This is a genomic window from Streptomyces bungoensis, assembly GCF_001514215.1.
Taxonomy (GTDB): Bacteria; Actinomycetota; Actinomycetes; order Streptomycetales; family Streptomycetaceae; genus Streptomyces; species Streptomyces bungoensis.
The window spans coordinates 358,043-375,124 of record NZ_KQ948855.1; the positions used below are offsets into that span (position 1 = coordinate 358,043).

Consider the following 17,082-nt stretch of genomic DNA (forward strand, 5'->3'; position numbering starts at 1 on the left):
CATCCGACTTCCTCGCCGAAGTGGAACGCAAAGCCGCCGAGCTGGTGACAGCGGCTGAAGCACTTCACGTACACGGTACGAGCCATGGTGACCACGACCCCAGGGGCGGGGACATCGTCGTCCCCGGCGGAATGTTCACCTACCAGATCGTCGTGCGCAGCGAACGGGTCTACGTCGTGCAACTGACCTACCTGGGCTGGTGAGGCAGATACACGTCACCACGTCACCGCTCACCCCACCCGCCGACTCTCCACCGGCCCCAGATACAGCTCCGGCAGCCCGCCCACGTCGATCAGCAGCCTCTGTACCACCACCGTCGGGTCCACCATCCACAGCTTCAGGCGGTGGACGCCGGGTGAGGTCAGGCGGTGGCGGGTGGCGGTGCGGTTGATGTTGTCCGAGGTGTTGCGGGCCCAGGTGGTGTTCAGGAGGCCGTCGTCCGCGCCCTCGGTGATGTCGACCGACTGCGGAGGCGCGTCGTCGAAGGACACGGCGTAGCGCAGGCCGTCCGCCGGCAGGGCAGGGTTGCGGGGGGAGAGGTACGCCCACACCGTCACCTCGTCGGCCGGGGTCAGCAGGGTCACCTCGTACTCCAGGTGCGGGGAGGAGCCCCCGGGGGTCCGGCGGGGGGACGTCACCGGCCACGGGGTCATGCCCGCGCCGGTGCGGCCGATGCCGTCGATGCGGCGCCACTCGCCGACCGCGCGGTCGTAGTGGTCCGCGTCGATCGCCACGTAGCCGCCGGCCTCGACGAAGCCGCGCGAGCCGCGCAGGCTCCGGGGGGACGGCCGGTCGGCCACGCACCGCACCGTCACGCAGTCGCCCGCGCCCGTCACCGTCAAGGTGCCCTCCGCGCGGCCGGCCGGGGCCCGGGTCCAGTCGACCCGGACCTCCAGGCGCACCTGCTGGTCCACCCGGCCGCGGGGGTGGTCCACCAGCAGCCAGGGGACCGACGGCGACACCTCGTACTCGAAGGACGTCCGGCCTCGGTTGAAGACCTCCACGTACTGCTGCGGGCGGGTCTGGTGCGGGCTGAAACCGGGGAGGACCGGCTGCCGGGAGGAGCCGCCCGGCCACCACTCCCCCGTGTCCTCCGCGCCGTCGACCGAGACGCCCAGCTCGGCGGCCTCCGGCAGGTCGATGCGCCGTACCGCCGGGAAGAGGACGTCCGGCAGGGCCGTGTTGTCCTTCTCGGGCTGCTGCCAGCCCGCGTTGGGGCCGTAGCGGTCCACGTCCCCGTAGTCGATGTGGGGCTGGGTCTGGAAGCCCTTCCACTTGCCGTTCGCCACCGAGGTGCCGAAGCGGTCCGCGAGGGCCAGGTCGCGGGCGAGGGCCTGCTCGGCCTCCGCCGCGCGGGCGTTCGCCGCCGCTCTGCCCTGCCGCGCGTAGAGGAGGTTGGTGAACTCGGCCTCGCGCAGGCCGTAGAGGTTCGCCGTCGCGGTCACCTCGTAGCCGACCAGTTCGAACCAGGCGTCCTGGAGGGCGGCGGGCAGCCGCCGGGCGATCCGGTCGGCCTGGCGGCCCAGCCGGCGCCAGTCGTCGGTCGCCCGTTCCAGTTCGCGGTGTGCGAAGTAGTAGGGGGTCTGCCGGTCGTCGTACACCACCTGGCCCGCGTCCGAGAGCGTGATCCGGCGGTTCAGCAGCTCCGGCTTGCGGCGGGCCTGGAGGCGGCCGTACGCGGACAGGACAGCGGCGATCGCGGGCGCCTGTGCCGGGCCGAAGTTCTGGCGGGCGTAGCGCTCCTCCCACTCCGGGAGGCGGTCGAGGGGCCAGGCGTCCGGGTTCCAGGCGTAGGTGAGGAAGAACTCGGCCGGGACCTCGTTGCCCTTCAGGTCGCCGACGTTGGCCACCCACAGGCCGTGGTTGCCGTAGGCGTGGGCCTGGTGGAGCTGGTCCCAGACGTTGCGGAGGTTCGCGGTGTCGACCCACTTGTAGTTACGGCCGGCGCCGACGTAGTCGAAGTGGTAGTAGAGGCCGTAGCCGCCGGGGCGGGGCTCGGCGGGGTGCTTGCGGATGTTGCCCCAGTTGTCGTCGGTGAGGACGACCGTGACGTCGTCGGGTGCGCGCAGGCCGCGGTCCCAGTAGCGCTGGACCTCCTTGTAGAGGGTCCAGACCTGCGGGGTCTCGGCGGCCGGGCGTCCCGTCACCTCCTCGATGATGCGGCGCTGGTCCGCGATGATCTGCTGCATCAGCTCGATGCCGTCGCCGTCGGGGAGGCTCGTGTCGCCGTTGCCGCGCATGCCCAGGGTCACGACGCCCTCGAAGCCCTGGTCCACCATCCGCTGGACGCCGGCGCGCCAGTAGGCCCGGATCGCCTCCGGGTTTCGGCGGTACGACCACTCGCCGGTGCCCCCGTAGGGGTCGTGGCCCGTGCTCGCGTGGCGGTTCCACTCCTCGATGCCCCGCATCATCGGGGCCTCGTGGGAGGTGCCCATGACGATGCCGTACTCGGCGGCCCGCCGGTGGTTCTCCGGGTCGTCCTCGGCGAAGGCCCGGCCCCACACGGCCGGCCAGAGGTAGTTGCCCTTCAGGCGCAGGAGGACCTCGAAGACCTTCTCGTAGAACGCCGCGTTGAAGCCGCCCGGGTATCCCGGTGCCTTGCCCGGGCCGAAGAACGCCGGCGCCCAGGTGCCGAGAGCCGGGTTCTCGTCGTTGACGAAGACGCCGCGGTACCTCACCGCCGGGGTGCCCTGGGTCCAGCGGCCGGGGCGCACGTACACGGCGTCCCGGTGCACGGGCGGTACGTCGTCCCACCAGTGCCAGGGCGAGACGCCGATGCCGTACGAGACGTCGTAGGCCCCGAAGATCGTGCCGCGCGGGTCGCTGCCCGCGATGACGAACGCCCGCTCCACGCCGGGCATCGGATGATCGACGACCGTCTGCAGCGAGGTCTCCCAGCGGCCGCGGACGCCGGACACGTCCAGCCTGCCGCTCGCCACCAGCCGGTCGATCAGGGGGCTGCGGCCGATCGTGCCCACCAGCACCGGGAAGCGGCCGATCGCCGGGCCGGGCCGCACGCCCGTCACCCGTTCGAGGTCGTCGCGCAGGTCGCCGGCGACGCGTACGACGCCGGGGTGGTCCTCGGAGCTGACCACGACCGGCGCGCCGACCAGGGAGAACGCCCCACCGGTGAAGGAGATGTACGACCCGGGGTCCGTCACCCGCGGATCGGCGCCGTCCCCGGCCCACGCCACCCCGGACGTCAGCGCCGGCACGGCGGCGAGCCCGGCTCCCAGCACAGTCCTGCGACGGACAGACATGCCTCACCCCTCCACCCGAATTTGGTCAGCGGCATGACAAATACTGGAGGGGGTGGCGGGCCCGGGGAAGCCGTCGGGACCGCCGAATAGTTTCGGGCAGCGAAGAGGCCCGCACGACCGGAGTCGTACGGGCCTCTCCTGGGTCGGTTACCGACCGTGAAGCAAGCGGAGCTTACTTGACGATCTTGGTGACCTGGCCGGCGCCCACGGTGCGACCACCCTCACGGATGGCGAACTTCAGGCCCTCCTCCATGGCGACGGGCTGGATGAGCTCCACCTTCATCTCGGTGTTGTCACCCGGCATGACCATCTCGGTGCCCTCGGGGAGGGTCACGACGCCGGTCACGTCCGTCGTACGGAAGTAGAACTGCGGCCGGTAGTTGTTGAAGAACGGCGTGTGGCGGCCACCCTCGTCCTTGGACAGGATGTAGGCCTGCGCCTCGAACTCGGTGTGCGGGGTGACCGAGCCCGGCTTGATGATGACCTGGCCGCGCTCGACGTCCTCGCGCTTGATGCCGCGGAGCAGCAGACCGACGTTCTCACCGGCCTGGCCCTCGTCGAGCAGCTTGCGGAACATCTCGATGCCGGTGACCGTGGTGGAGGTCTTCTCGGTCTTGATGCCGATGATGTCGACGGTCTCGTTGACCTTGAGGACACCACGCTCGATACGGCCGGTGACGACCGTACCGCGACCGGTGATCGTGAAGACGTCCTCGATCGGCATCAGGAACGGCTTGTCGACGTCGCGCTCGGGCTCCGGGATCGCGGTGTCGACGGCGTTCATGAGGTCCAGGACGGACTGGGTCCACTTCGGGTCGCCCTCGAGCGCCTTCAGAGCGGACACGCGGACGACCGGCAGGTCGTCGCCCGGGAACTCGTACTCGGAGAGGAGCTCGCGGACCTCGAGCTCGACGAGCTCCATGATCTCCTCGTCGTCCACCATGTCGGCCTTGTTCAGGGCGACCACGATGTACGGAACGCCGACCTGGCGGGCCAGGAGCACGTGCTCCTTGGTCTGCGGCATCGGGCCGTCGGTGGCGGCGACCACGAGGATGGCGCCGTCCATCTGCGCCGCACCCGTGATCATGTTCTTGATGTAGTCCGCGTGACCCGGGCAGTCGACGTGGGCGTAGTGACGCGCCTCGGTCTGGTACTCGACGTGCGCGATGGAGATGGTGATACCGCGCTGGCGCTCCTCGGGCGCCTTGTCGATGTTGTCGAACGGGGTGGCCTCGTTCAGGTCCGGGTACGCGTCGTGCAGCACCTTGGTAATGGCGGCCGTGAGGGTCGTCTTACCGTGGTCGATGTGACCGATGGTGCCGATGTTGACGTGCGGCTTAGTCCGCTCGAACTTCGCCTTCGCCACTGGGGTCCTCCTGTGGAGTGGTTCTGTACGCCTTACTTCATCGGCGCCAGGTGATCTTTGCTGTAAAGGCCCGGAACCCGGGGGCATTCCGTCCGCGATTGCGGGGGAATGCCCCTGGAGGCTCCGGAGTCAAGCCTACGGCGTGTGAACGCGGTGCGTTACTCGCCCTTGGCCTTCGCGATGATCTCCTCGGCGACGTTCCGCGGAACCTCGGCGTAGGAGTCGAACTGCATGGAGTAGCTGGCGCGGCCGGACGTCTTGCTGCGCAGGTCGCCGACGTAGCCGAACATCTCCGAAAGGGGCACGAGGCCCTTCACGACGCGGGCACCGGCCCGCTCCTCCATGGCCTGGATCTGGCCACGGCGGGAGTTGATGTCGCCGATGACCTCACCCATGTAGTCCTCGGGCGTGGTGACCTCGACGGCCATCATCGGCTCGAGCAGCACGGGGCTGGCCTTGCGCGCGGCCTCCTTGAAGGCCTGCGAACCGGCGATCTTGAAGGCGAGCTCGGAGGAGTCGACCTCGTGGTAGCCACCGTCGTGCAGGATCACACGGACGCCGGTCATCTCGTAGCCGGCGAGGATGCCGAACTGCATGGCCTCCTGCGCACCCGCGTCCACCGAAGGGATGTACTCCTTGGGGATGCGGCCACCGGTCACCTTGTTGATGAACTCGTACGACGCGTCGCCGCCCTCGATCGGCTCGATGCCGATCTGGACCTTGGCGAACTGACCCGTACCACCGGTCTGCTTCTTGTGCGTGTAGTCGACGCGCTCGACGGCCTTGCGGATCGTCTCGCGGTAGGCCACCTGCGGCTTGCCGACGTTGGCCTCGACCTTGAACTCACGGCGCATGCGGTCGACCAGCACCTCGAGGTGCAGCTCGCCCATACCGCCGATGATGGTCTGGCCGGTCTCCTCGTCCGAGTGGACCTGGAAGGACGGGTCCTCCTCGGCCAGGCGCTGGATCGCGACGCCGAGCTTCTCCTGGTCGCCCTTCGACTTGGGCTCGATGGCGACCTGGATGACCGGGGCCGGGAAGTCCATGGACTCCAGGATGACCGGGTTCTTGTCGTCGGACAGCGTCTCACCGGTGGTGGTCTGCTTCAGGCCCATGACGGCGACGATGTCGCCGGCGCCCACCGACTCGATCTCCTCACGCTTGTTCGCGTGCATGCGGTAGATCTTGCCGATGCGCTCCTTCTTGCCCTTGACGGAGTTCAGCACCGAGGTTCCGGACTCCAGGCGGCCCGAGTAGACCCGGACGAAGGTGAGCTTGCCGAGGTGCGGGTCGCTCATGATCTTGAACGCCAGCGCGGACAGCGGCTCGTCGTCGGACGGCTTGCGCTTGACGACCACCTCGGGGTCCTTGACGTCGTGGCCCTCGATGGCCTCGATGTCGACGGGCGAGGGGAGGTAGCGCACGACCGCGTCGAGCAGGGGCTGGACGCCCTTGTTCTTGAACGCGGTACCGCAGAACACCGGGGTCACGGTGGTGCCGGTGCCCTTGCCGGACGCGATGGTGATACGACGGATCGCGGCGTACAGCTGCTCCACGGAAGGCTCCTCGCCCTCCAGGTACAGCTCCATGATCTCTTCGTCGTTCTCGGCCACGGCCTCCAGCAGCTTGCCGCGGTACTCCTCGGCAGCCTCGGTGTGCGTGTCCGGGATGTCGACGACGTCGTACATCTCGCCCTTGGTGGCCTCGGCGGACCAGACCAGGGCCTTCATCGTCACGAGGTCGACGACGCCCTTGAAGTCGGCCTCGGCACCGATCGGGAGCTGCATGACGATCGGCTGCGCGCCCAGGCGGTCGCTGATCATGTCGACGCAGCGGTGGAACTCGGCACCGGTCCGGTCGAGCTTGTTGACGAAGCAGATACGCGGCACGCCGTAGCGGTCCGCCTGACGCCACACCGTCTCGGACTGGGGCTCGACGCCGGCGACGCCGTCGAACACCGTCACGGCACCGTCGAGCACGCGCAGGGAACGCTCCACCTCGACGGTGAAGTCGACGTGGCCCGGCGTGTCGATGATGTTGATCGTGTGGTCGACGTCTTCCAGCGGCCAGTGGCAGGTGGTGGCAGCAGACGTGATCGTGATGCCACGCTCCTGCTCCTGCTCCATCCAGTCCATGGTGGCGGCGCCGTCGTGGACCTCACCGATCTTGTACGAGACGCCGGTGTAGAACAGGATCCGCTCGGTGGTGGTCGTCTTGCCCGCGTCGATGTGGGCCATGATCCCGATGTTGCGGACCTTGGCCAGGTCAAGTGAAGTGGTAGCCATAAGGCTTCAGTCTTCTCTCGGTCTCGATGTGGGTAGCGACTACCAGCGGTAGTGCGCGAAGGCCTTGTTGGACTCGGCCATCTTGTGGGTGTCCTCGCGCTTCTTCACGGCCGCACCGAGGCCGTTCGAGGCGTCGAGAAGCTCGTTGAGGAGACGCTCGGTCATGGTCTTCTCGCGACGGGCGCGGGAGTAACCGACCAGCCAGCGCAGCGCCAGGGTGTTGGCACGACCGGGCTTGACCTCGATCGGAACCTGGTAGGTGGCGCCACCGACACGGCGGGACTTGACCTCGAGGGTCGGCTTGATGTTCTCCAGCGCGCGCTTCAGCGTGATGATCGGGTCGTTGCCCGTCTTCTCACGCAGACCCTCCATGGCACCGTAGACGATGCGCTCGGCGGTGGAGCGCTTGCCGTTCAGCAGCACCTTGTTGATCAGCGAGGTCACCAGAGGAGAACCGTAGACCGGGTCGATGATGACCGGGCGCTTCGGGGCGGGGCCCTTACGAGGCATTCTTACTTCTCCTTCTTGGCGCCGTAACGGCTGCGAGCCTGCTTGCGGTTCTTGACACCCTGGGTGTCGAGCGAGCCGCGGATGATCTTGTAGCGAACACCCGGCAGGTCCTTCACACGGCCGCCGCGCACGAGCACGATGGAGTGCTCCTGCAGGTTGTGTCCCTCACCCGGAATGTAAGCGGTGACCTCGATCCCGCTGGTCAGACGCACACGCGCGACCTTACGCAGGGCCGAGTTCGGCTTCTTCGGGGTGGTCGTGAACACACGCGTGCAGACGCCACGACGCTGAGGGGAACCCTCGAGTGCGGGCGTCTTGTTCTTCTCGACCTTGTCCTGCCGGCCCTTGCGGACCAGCTGCTGGATCGTAGGCACTACTTCTCCGGTTTCTGTGTGCCGATGGGTACAGCTAACCTGGAACGTCGCCGACCCACGCGGTCGGGTGTGTCGAATCCGCCGCACTCCCGCCGCCAGGCAGAAAGAGGCACGATTACGGTGGCCGGTGTCGACTCCGCGTGCGGTTGAAGGCACGCACCAGAGCCAGGGCACACCCCAGGCACAAGGTCTGAGCGTACCTACCGCACCGACTCCGGTCAAAACAAAAGCAACAGGGCCGCTGACCGGGTACTTCCCAGAGGTCCGACCGTACCTCCGGCGGGTCCGGCCCGCATGTCGCCCCGCGTCGCGCCCCGCTTTTCGCCCGCTTCTCCCCCGCTCCCCTCCCGCTCGCTATCCACTATCACACCGGCGGGCGTGGCGCGACTCAGGATCGCCGGGCCGCCTCCTGCGTCTGCTCCGCCGTGTCGTGGCCCACGAAGTAGGTGGGCCGGTTCTGCAGGGCCGTGTAGATGCGGGCGACGTACTCCCCGAGCAGCCCCACGCAGATCAGCTGCACCGCGCCGATGAACAGGACCCCCGCGAACAGCGAGGTCCAGCCCGCCACGGTGTGACCGAGGACGTGGGCGCCGAGCGTGTAGACCATCAGTCCGAGGCAGACCAGGAAGGCGAAGCCGCCGAGCCAGGTGGCCAGCCGCAGCGGGGCCGCCGAGAACCCGGTGACGCTGTCGACGGCGAGGCGGATCATCCGGCCCAGCGGGTACTTGCTGCGCCCGGCCGCGCGCGGCGCGCGCTCGTAGGTGACCTGCCCGCTGGGGAAGCCCAGCCAGGGCACCAGCAGCCGGTACACGCGCTGCTGGTCCGGCAGCGCCTTCAGCGCGTCGACGGCCGCCCGGCTCAGCAGCCGGAAGTCGCCCGCCTGCGCGGGCACCGAAGGCCCGGCCAGGCGCCGCACGAGCCGGTAGTAGAGCCCGGCGGTCCACCGCTTGAAACCGGAGTCGCTGGCCCGGTCGGCGCGCACGCCGTACACGATGTCGAGTTCCTCGCCGCGGGCCAGGGTCAGCATCTCGGGGATCTTCTCCGGCGGGTCCTGCAGGTCGGCGTCCAGGCTGACGACGTACGCGCCGACGGCCCGGTCCAGGCCGGCGGTGAGGGCGGCCTGATGGCCGGAGTTGCGGCGCAGGCCGATCACCCGCAGCTCCGGCCAGCCGAGCCGGAAGGCCCCGAGCAGCTCGGCCGTGCCGTCGGTGCTGCCGTCGTCGACGGCGACGAGCTCGTACGGCACGCCGAGGCCGTCCAGCACCGGGCGCAGCCGGCTGACGAGGACGGGCAGCGCCTCCACCTCGTTGTACATCGGTATGACGACGGACAGTTCGGTCGTCGGGTCCGCTTCCCGGCCCACCCGGTCCTCCCCCCTCGGCCGCGTCCGTGCGACGCTTGGCCGCGCACAAGCGACTCACATGTGATCTTGTGATCGAGACTTCACGACCGTGCAGGCGCCGGCGCGTCCTCCGGCCCGGCGGTCGGGCGAGGGGGACCACAGCATGAGCACGGCTTCCAGGGACACCGGGGCGGACCCCGGGACGGACCCCGCCCCGCCCGGCGAGCCGGACGGCAGTCCGCGCCCCGGCCGCCGCCTCACGCTGCCGCCCGGTGCGCGCCCGTACGTCGCTCCCCTCGCCCTGTACTGCGTCACGAAGCTCGTCGGGCTCACCATATTCGCCCGGCTGCTCGAACACGCCGGGGACTACCGCACGAAGGACCCCCGCTTCGGCGGCGGCGCCCACTGGTGGGACGTCCTGTCGACCTGGGACGGCTGGTGGTACCTGCAGGTCGCGCAGCACGGGTACGACCCGAAGCCGCTCCAGCCGCTGCCTCCGGGCGGGATGTTCACGGTCCAGCAGAACTCGGTCGCCTTCTTCCCGCTCTACCCCGGACTGATCCGCGGCGTCTCGGAGGTGACCGGGCTCGGCCTGTTCGGTTCGGCGATCCTGGTGTCGGTCCTGGCCTCGCTGGTGGCGGCGGCCGGCATCTACGCGGTGGTCTCCGCGCTGGCCGGGGCGCGGGCGGGCACGATCGCCGCCGGGCTGTGGGCCGTCGCGCCCGGGGCGGGCGTCGAGTGGGCCGTGTACTCCGAGTCGCTGTTCGTCGCCATCGCCGCGTGGGCCTGCTACTGCGTGATGCGCGGCCGCTGGGTGCCGGCGGGCCTGCTGGCCTTCCTGGCCGGCCTGAACCGGCCCACCTCGGCGGCGCTCATCGGCGCGGTGGGGCTGGCCGCCCTGGTCACGCTGGTACGGCGGGACGGGCGGCGCGAGCACGGGGTCGCCGGACCGGTGTACGCGATGATCGCGGCCCCCCTCGGCCTCCTCACGTACATCACGTGGGTCGGGCTGAGCATGGGGAAGCTGACCGGGTACTTCACGCTGCAGCGCGAGGGGTGGGCGCACTACTTCGACTGGGGCCACTACACGCTGGACGTCCTGCGCAACATCGCGGTGGGGCGCAACAACTACCTGTTCGCCTACCCCGTGCCCGACCTGATCGCCTTCCAGCTGGTGATCGCGCTGCCCTTCCTGGTCGCGCTGATGCTGCGCCGCAGGCCCCCGCTGGTGCTGGTGGCGTACGCCCTGGCGAGCATCGTGACGGTCCTGGGGACCCAGCAGATGTTCGGCAACACCCCCCGCTACCTGCTCCCCGTCTTCCCCCTCCTGCTCGCCCCGGCCGCCGCCCTGAGCCGCCTGAAGTGGCCGGGGCTGACGGTGTTCTTCACGACGGCGGCGGTGGCGTCGGGGTGGTACGCGCACTATGTGATCTTCGAGCTGGGGATTCCGTAGGGGCCGGCGTCGTCGGCGGGCGCGCGGCGGGCCGGGCGGGAGGTGCCGCGGGCGGCTCGTTCGGCCGCGAAGACGTCCTCCAGCCGGAACAGCTGGGCCCGGCCCGCCTTCCCGGCCGCCTTGAGGTGGCCGAGCTGGACCCACTTGCGGATGGTGGCGGGGGCCACCCCCGCCTCCTGGGCCGCCAGGGGGCCGGGGACGAGCGTGGGCAGGGCGGCGCACCCGCTCATCCGGCGGCCCCCTTCGGGCCGCTGTCCCCGCGCCGCCACTCGTCCTCGTCCCAGGTGTGCCGGTAGGCCGGGTCGTCGTGGCAGCCGCACAGGGGGTCGGCGCAGCGGCAGGCGGGGTTGACGCACAGCACCGCGCCGCGGTCGGGGAAGGCGCGCAGGGAGACCGAGTCGCACCAGGGGCAGCGGCCGGGGACCCGTACGACGGTCTCGGTGTCGCCCAGCGCGCGGGCGCAGCGGCGCGCCATGCGGCGCGTCTCGTCGCGTACGTGGGCGGCGAGGACGGGGTCGGCGGCCACGGCGTCGAGCAGGCCGGCAATCCGGCGCAGCCGCTCGGGCACCGGGGCGCGCCGGGCACGCGGCAGTCCGAGCCGCTCCCGGACCGCCTCCTCCAGTTCGACGACGCCGTCGGTGACGTCGCGGAGCGTGTCGGAGATGTGCAGGCGCAGCGGCGCGGCGCTGTGCCCGGGCGCGACCAGGCCGTGCCGCTGCTGCAGGAGCAGAGCCTCCTCGCGCTCCGCGCGAAGCCGGCCGGCGAGGTCCGCCGGGGGCGGGGGCGGGGCGGGACGGTGGGCCGGCGCGGAGCGACCCGGCACGAGCTCGACGGCCAGCTCCGGAAATTGCTGAAGCAGCGTGCCGATCCAGAGGGCGGCCTGCCGGATGGCCTGACCGGCCGGGCCGTCGTGGGGGGTCGGGGGGGTGTCGGGGGTCGGTCGGGCGTCAGGCGCGGGGCCTACCTCGGACGGTGAACGTGCATCGTCAGGAGCCGAACGTGCCGCGGAGGTCGAGCGGGCCTCGGACGCCGGGCGGGCGACGGACGCCGGGCGAGCGTCAGGCGTCGGGCGAGCGTCAGGCGTCGGGCGTGCCGCGGAGGTCGAGCGGGTCTCGGACGCCGGGCGAGCGTCGGACGCCGGGCGAGCGTCAGGCGTCGGGCGAGCGTCAGGCGTCGGGCGAGCCGCGGAGGTCGAGCGGGTCTCGGACGCCGGGCGGGCCTCGGACGCCGGGCGAGCGTCGGACGCCGGGCGAGCGTCAGGCGTCGGGCGAGCGTCAGGCGTCGGGCGTGCCGCGGAGGTCGAGCGGGTCTCGGGCGCCGGGCGGGCGTCCGGCCTGGGGCGGGCATCGGGCACCGGGCTTGCGTCAGGCGTCCGGCGTGCCGCGGAGGTCGAGCGGGCCTCGGGCGCCGGGCGGGCGTCCGGCCTGGGGCGGGCATCGGGCACCGGGCGAGCGTCAGGCGTCCGGCGAGCGTCAGGCGTCGGGCGTGCCGCGGAGGTCGGGCGCGCGTCGGGTGTCGAGCGTTCGTCAGGCAAGGCGGCCTCCGTCGTGGGCGGTGCGGAGGCGGGGGCCGGCCGGTTGGGGGACGGCGTGGCGCGTCGGCGCCGCAGAGTGCTTCGGAGTCGCAGGGGGGAGGTTCGCGGGGAGCGGGACCGGGCGGCCGGAGCGCCACAGGCGGCCGCCGCAGACGCCGTCGAACCAGCTCTCCGCCGGGGCGACCGCAGCCTCGCAGTGGCGCCGTACCGTGCAGCCGGCGCAGGCGCGCAGCGCGGGAGCGGCCTCCTTCGCCTTCTTGGAGAAGACGACCTTCGGCGGAAGCCCGGCGCAGGCCGCGGCGGACCGCCAGCCCGGGGGTTCGAGCGGAGGGGGCGTGGAGCACGGGCCGAGGACGGACATGGGGCCTCCCTGGTGTGGCGGGTGGGGCAGGAGCGCCGTCCAGACTTACAGATTGCGCGCGCGCTCGCAACAAAGTTCGGAAGCCGCCAACCCCCACCCATGCCCCCTTCACTGTGATTGCACGAGCGCACGTAATACCGCGCGCGCAAGCAAGCTAAACTCGGGGTCTCCGAGAGAGAAGCGAGCACAAGATGACCAGCCAGGATCTGGACGCCTTCGCGGCGTGGGTCGAAGACCTGATGCGCGAACGCGGATACGACATCGACAGCCCGCGCGGGGGCGGGAAGTCGCGGATCGCGGACGAGGCGGGGGTGCACCGCGCCGCCGTCACCCGCCTGTTGCAGCGGCAGAGCATGCCGGACCTGGAGACCACGCGCCGGCTGGCCCGGGTGCTGGGAGTGCCGGTGCGCGAGATGCTCATCCGCTCCGGCCGGCTGACCGCCGAGGAACTGGCCGACCCCCATGACCACCTCGCCTCCCCCGGGCCCGGCACCGAGTTCGGCCGCCGGCCCACGCTGGAGGAGGTGGCGGAGCTGCTGGGGGTGCCCGCCGACCGGCGCGAGATGTTCGTCAGGGTGGTGGAGCAGTTCCTGCCGAGCGAGGCGGAGGCCGCGCCCCGGGCACCGGAAGGGGGACGGACGCGGGTGGAAGCGACCACCGGCGCGCCGGCCTCCGGCGACTGATCCCTCGGCCGACACCGCCACAGGCTCCCTCTCCCCGCGACCGACGCCCCCGCGGCCGCGCTCCGAGCACCCAACGGAACATCGCTTCACGAATTAGTTGCGTGCGCGCACGCTCTCTGTCACAGTTGGTGCAGCGGCGGAGCTGTGCCCGCAGGCCGGGCGACGGCTCACCGCTTCCCGGTGCCGGGGTCCCGGGCCCCGTGCCCGCCACCCACGCCGCGCCCCGCGCGCCCGCACCCCTGAGGTGACCCGGCATGACCACACCCACTCCACCGAGCGCCTTCCCGGACGTCGAGGCCCTGGTCGTCGACATCCTGAAGCAGGACCCGGCGCTCGCCACCGCGCTCGTCACCGTCCAGCCGCCCTCGACCTTCGACGGCACGACCGCCGCCGTCCTCGTCAACCGTCGCGGCGGCGCCTGGGTCGGCGAACTCCACGTCGACCAGCCGCTCATCGAGCTGGAGGTGTACGGCCCGACCAAGCACGACGCGCACGTCCTGGCCAACGAGGCCCGCCGCGCGCTGCTGGCGACGGCCGGCAACCGGTACGGCACCAGCCTCATCACCGAGGTGGACGAGCAGGACGGCCCGCGCTGGCTGCCCGACTACCTCTACCACGCGGCGAACCGCTACGTGAGCGTCCACAAGGTGTACCTGGACGTCTACTGACCGCCCGCGCGCCGCACCCCACAGACCGAAGGCCCCGCCACCCCGGCGGGGCCTTCGCCGTATCCGGAAGACCCGGGCACGGCAGCCTTCCCTCACGAGGAGAGACACCACCATGGCAGGAACCAACTCGTCCGAGATCCGCGTCGCCGGCGTAGGCCGTCTGTACGTCGCCGCCGCCGACACCAAGGTCCCGACGACCTTCTCCACCGACTCCGCCACCGACTGGGCGAGCTGGAAGAACCTCGGCTTCACCAGCGGTGACGGCGTCACCTTCAGCAAGAAGGACAAGCTGGAGCCGATCGACGTGTGGCAGGCCGTCAGCCCGGTGCACTTCGTGTACTCGGACCGCGACCTGACCCTGAAGTTCTCGCTGCTGCAGTTCAACGAGGACACGCTGCCGTTCTTCATGGGCGGCGGCGGCGTCGACGCGGTGACCGGTTCCACGGGCGTCTACAAGTACGACGTCGCCGAGCGCCCGTTCGCCGACGTCCGCGCCCTCGGCCTGGAGTTCTCCGACGTCCGCGCGAGCGACGGCTCCACGGTGACCTACCGCTTCGGCATCCCGCGCGGCCAGGTCACGGCGGCGGACGACATCAAGCTGGCCCGCAAGGCGGCCTCGCAGCTCGGCATCACGTTCACGGCGATGTCCGCCGCCGACGGCTCGGCGCTGGCCTCCTTCGTCATGAAGGACTCGGCGTACGCCGCGAGCTGATCCGGCCGGTCCACCGGGGCGGGCCGGACCCCGGCCCGCCCCACCACCGCTTCCCCACCTGCCCCACGGACTTCACGGACTTCAAGGACTTCAAGGAGTACGCATCACCATGACCCGTTTCGACGTCAACGCGGCCCGCGCCCAGCGCCTCGAAGCCCTCGGCCGCACCTGGTCGTTCGAGCTCGACGGCGAGAGCTACACCCTGCCCACGGAGCTGACCCGCACCACCGCCAAGGCGCTGCGCAAGCTCGACGACAACGACGTCGACGGGCTGCTGAGGCTGCTCCTGGGCGAGAAGCAGTTCGCCCGCTTCGAGCAGCACGAGATCACCATGCAGGACATCGCCGCGATCCTGGAGGCGTACGGCAAGGAGACCGGGCTCGGCCTGGGGGAAGCCTGAGCCTCGTCGGGTTCGTCGACGAACACGCCGAGGCCCTCGAAGCGGACCTGCTCCGCTACTACGGCATCGACCTGCTCGACTGGCATCGCGACCGCCTCTCCGCCCGGCGGCTCGCGGTGCTCGTCAAGGAGCTGCCACGCGACAGCGCCCTCAACCGGGAGCTGCACGGCGAGGCGGCCGAGTGGTCGGTGACGGACCACCTGCTGGCGGCGGTCGTGGACCATCTGGCGGCCGCCAACTGGATGTTCGCCTCCGTCAACTCGGACGAGGGCGACCAGCCGGATTATCCGGAACCGGTGCCACGTCCGCTGGACGCGGCGGAGGAGACGGACGAGGGCGGCGACGAGGACGGAAGCGGGAACGCGCGGACATCCGCGGCCACGGAACGCGAGGCCACCACGCGGCCGGCCCGCTCCGCACCGCAGAGCACCGATCCCCCCTCCGGAGCTCCCTCGGCCGTCCAACTGGTCAGGTTCTTCGGCTGACCGTCGTGCCTGGCCCCGGGCCGCGGGTTCAGCGGGAATCCGCGGGCCCGGGCGGCTCGTCCTTCCGGCGGTCCGCCGCCCTGCCCTCCAGATCGTCGGCGAGGGCGCGGGCACGGTCGGAGAGGCGGAGCCGCTCCCCGGCGCCTGCCGCCGGCGGGTCGGCCGGCTCCTCCTGCCGTTCCTCCTGCTCGGCGCGTCGCCCCTTGTCCCGGCCGGATCCCGTGTCGCCGGGCCGGGCGAGCGGGGGACGCTGGGCCGGCCGTTGCGCCGGACCACCGGCCGCCGCTCCGCCTGCGCCGTCCGTTTCTCGCGCACCTCGCGGGCGGAGAGCAGGATGCCGGCGCCGGAACCGGAGACGGTGGCGGCGCCCGGCCGGTCGACCCCATCGCCGGAACCGTCGGCGTCCTCCGGGCCACCGGGCGCGGAAGGGGCGGCCGGCCGGGCGTGGGCCGACGGGTCGGCACCGGCCGTGACCTGGCCACGGCTGGGTTCCCGGGCCGGTCCATGCCCGCCGGACCGACCACCGCTCCCGGCCGGGGGCCCACCGGCCGCGCCCTCCGCCGGGGCGCCGGACGGTCCCGCGGCCGCCGACACCGGTGTCCCGTCGGCCACCGAGCGCTCTCGGTCGCCGCGTTGCTCCACCCGCGTCACCTCGGAGGGAGGCCGCAACAGCTGGACATAGGGCAGCGGGATGACCTCTCCGCCGCGGCTCGGCCCCCGCTCGCCCTCGGGCCGTCGGGCCCGGCGCGGCCGGCGGCCGGTGCGGGCGTCCTCCTGGCCCTGGAGGTAGGCGGCGGTGATCCGCTCCTCGTAGGCGCGCCGGACGGCCGGGAGCCGCTCGTCGACCACGTCGGCCCAGCCCGCGCTGTACGCGGCGAGTTCGCGCCGGTCCAGCTCGGCCCGGGGAAGGATCACGAGGTCTTCCGGCGCGTGTCCGAGGCGGAGGACGAGCTCGGAGAGACGAGCGATGAGATGGGGCAGATCGGGGGCTTGTTCAAGCCAATCGATCCCATGCCGTCGCTCCGCGTTGCCCGCGTCCCCGTCCACCCCGTAGGCCTTGCTCTCGTCCCTGCCCCATCACGTCCCCGCGCGAGAACGGCTGCCCCGCCGCCGTCCACCGTCGCATGACCGGCCCTCAGATCCCGTGCCGTACAGGGCCGTTCACTTCTCCTTCACCGACGGAGGAACGGCCGGATCCTACTCCACCGCTTCCCGGCGCCCCCCAGGTGGCCCCTGGCATTGCCGCAGGTCGCACCGGTTCGGCCACGGAGAGTTCTCGACAAACACGGAACGCACCACGGGATTACTCGTACACTAGTTCGAACAGACGCTTCGCCCACCACAGGAGCGCCACCTGTACCTCGAGCACAGCCCAGCGGACAGACCGGAAAGCAGGACGGCATGGCGACTCGCACGAGCAACATCCCAGAGCAGCCGATCGACACCTACGCCCGCCTCGCGCATCTCCTGCGCTCCCCCACGCCCGACCGCGAGGCCCTGCTCGACCGGCTGTACGAGGAACTGCTCGCGCGGGAGTCGAAGGCCTATGCGGCGGGGTGGTCGGACGCACTGACGGAGGCCCGGCGCGTCCGACCGCGCGGGTGACCGCCGGCCGGCCAAACCTCGGCAACCGCCGGCCCAGGGCCGGC

17 protein-coding genes are annotated in these 17,082 nt (G+C 71.4%); 8 read left to right on the forward strand and 9 right to left on the reverse strand.

The features are described 5' to 3' along the window. The first annotated feature begins 20 nt into the window (after positions 1-20). Positions 21-203: a hypothetical protein gene (locus tag AQJ66_RS14095; protein ID WP_341849412.1), complete on the forward strand. Its 183-nt coding sequence runs from the start codon at positions 21-23 to the stop codon at positions 201-203. A 27-nt stretch (positions 204-230) separates the two neighbouring features. On the opposite strand, the gene AQJ66_RS14100 is transcribed toward AQJ66_RS14095, so the two are convergent. From AQJ66_RS14100 to AQJ66_RS14125, 6 genes are all read right to left on the reverse strand, one after another. Further along, a complete protein-coding gene (locus AQJ66_RS14100; RefSeq protein ID WP_079060218.1) occupies positions 231-3,260 on the reverse strand; it encodes a glycosyl hydrolase 115 family protein in 3,030 nt (1,009 codons plus the stop codon). 172 nt (positions 3,261-3,432) lie between these two features. Beyond that, the gene (gene tuf / locus AQJ66_RS14105; protein WP_061920752.1) at positions 3,433-4,626 is read right to left on the reverse strand and encodes an elongation factor Tu; all 1,194 of its coding nucleotides are present in this window, start codon (positions 4,624-4,626) and stop codon (positions 3,433-3,435) included. Positions 4,627-4,784: 158 nt separating this feature from the next. Continuing rightward, complete coding sequence (fusA, locus tag AQJ66_RS14110) at positions 4,785-6,911, reverse strand: elongation factor G (protein ID WP_061920754.1); 2,127 nt, start codon at positions 6,909-6,911, stop codon at positions 4,785-4,787. A gap of 39 nt (positions 6,912-6,950) precedes the next feature. Then, positions 6,951-7,421 carry a 30S ribosomal protein S7 gene (rpsG, locus tag AQJ66_RS14115; RefSeq protein WP_003992340.1) on the reverse strand — a complete coding sequence of 157 codons (471 nt, stop codon included), beginning with the start codon at positions 7,419-7,421 and terminating at the stop codon, positions 6,951-6,953. A gap of 2 nt (positions 7,422-7,423) precedes the next feature. Next, entirely contained in the window at positions 7,424-7,795 is a 372-nt protein-coding gene (gene rpsL, locus AQJ66_RS14120; RefSeq protein WP_003948652.1) for a 30S ribosomal protein S12, read from the reverse strand. A gap of 388 nt (positions 7,796-8,183) precedes the next feature. Continuing rightward, positions 8,184-9,110, reverse strand: coding sequence for a glycosyltransferase family 2 protein (locus tag AQJ66_RS14125; protein WP_061920918.1), 927 nt, complete (start codon positions 9,108-9,110; stop codon positions 8,184-8,186). A gap of 190 nt (positions 9,111-9,300) precedes the next feature. On the opposite strand from AQJ66_RS14125, the gene AQJ66_RS14130 reads away from it, so the two are divergent. Further along, a complete protein-coding gene (locus tag AQJ66_RS14130; RefSeq protein ID WP_061920755.1) occupies positions 9,301-10,590 on the forward strand; it encodes a glycosyltransferase family protein in 1,290 nt (429 codons plus the stop codon). Here the strand turns inward: AQJ66_RS14130 and AQJ66_RS14135 are convergent. The 3 genes from AQJ66_RS14135 to AQJ66_RS14145 form a co-directional block, all read right to left on the reverse strand. Then, complete coding sequence (locus AQJ66_RS14135; protein ID WP_061920920.1) at positions 10,560-10,820, reverse strand: MerR family transcriptional regulator; 261 nt, start codon at positions 10,818-10,820, stop codon at positions 10,560-10,562. The two genes, AQJ66_RS14130 and AQJ66_RS14135, sit on opposite strands and share 31 nt — an antisense overlap. After that, the gene (locus AQJ66_RS14140) at positions 10,817-11,413 is read right to left on the reverse strand and encodes a hypothetical protein (protein WP_425264277.1); all 597 of its coding nucleotides are present in this window, start codon (positions 11,411-11,413) and stop codon (positions 10,817-10,819) included. The genes AQJ66_RS14135 and AQJ66_RS14140 overlap by 4 nt, the downstream gene beginning before the upstream one ends. 703 nt (positions 11,414-12,116) lie before the next feature. Then, the gene (locus AQJ66_RS14145) at positions 12,117-12,485 is read right to left on the reverse strand and encodes a WhiB family transcriptional regulator (RefSeq protein WP_079060219.1); all 369 of its coding nucleotides are present in this window, start codon (positions 12,483-12,485) and stop codon (positions 12,117-12,119) included. Positions 12,486-12,676: 191 nt separating this feature from the next. Here AQJ66_RS14145 and AQJ66_RS14150 point away from each other — a divergent pair, with 191 nt between their 5' ends. From AQJ66_RS14150 to AQJ66_RS14180, 6 genes are all read left to right on the forward strand, one after another. Beyond that, complete coding sequence (locus tag AQJ66_RS14150; RefSeq protein ID WP_061920757.1) at positions 12,677-13,168, forward strand: helix-turn-helix domain-containing protein; 492 nt, start codon at positions 12,677-12,679, stop codon at positions 13,166-13,168. 254 nt (positions 13,169-13,422) lie between these two features. Next, positions 13,423-13,836: a hypothetical protein gene (locus AQJ66_RS14155; RefSeq protein ID WP_061920759.1), complete on the forward strand. Its 414-nt coding sequence runs from the start codon at positions 13,423-13,425 to the stop codon at positions 13,834-13,836. Between the two features lie 112 nt (positions 13,837-13,948). After that, positions 13,949-14,548 carry a phage tail tube protein gene (locus AQJ66_RS14160; protein WP_061920761.1) on the forward strand — a complete coding sequence of 200 codons (600 nt, stop codon included), beginning with the start codon at positions 13,949-13,951 and terminating at the stop codon, positions 14,546-14,548. A gap of 109 nt (positions 14,549-14,657) precedes the next feature. Continuing rightward, entirely contained in the window at positions 14,658-14,948 is a 291-nt protein-coding gene (locus AQJ66_RS14165) for a hypothetical protein (RefSeq protein WP_061920763.1), read from the forward strand. A gap of 116 nt (positions 14,949-15,064) precedes the next feature. After that, on the forward strand, positions 15,065-15,433 hold the full coding sequence (locus tag AQJ66_RS40965; RefSeq protein WP_425264278.1) for a hypothetical protein: 369 nt from the start codon (positions 15,065-15,067) through the stop codon (positions 15,431-15,433). 1,401 nt (positions 15,434-16,834) lie between these two features. Continuing rightward, complete coding sequence (locus tag AQJ66_RS14180; protein ID WP_061920768.1) at positions 16,835-17,038, forward strand: hypothetical protein; 204 nt, start codon at positions 16,835-16,837, stop codon at positions 17,036-17,038. Positions 17,039-17,082 lie beyond the last annotated feature (44 nt).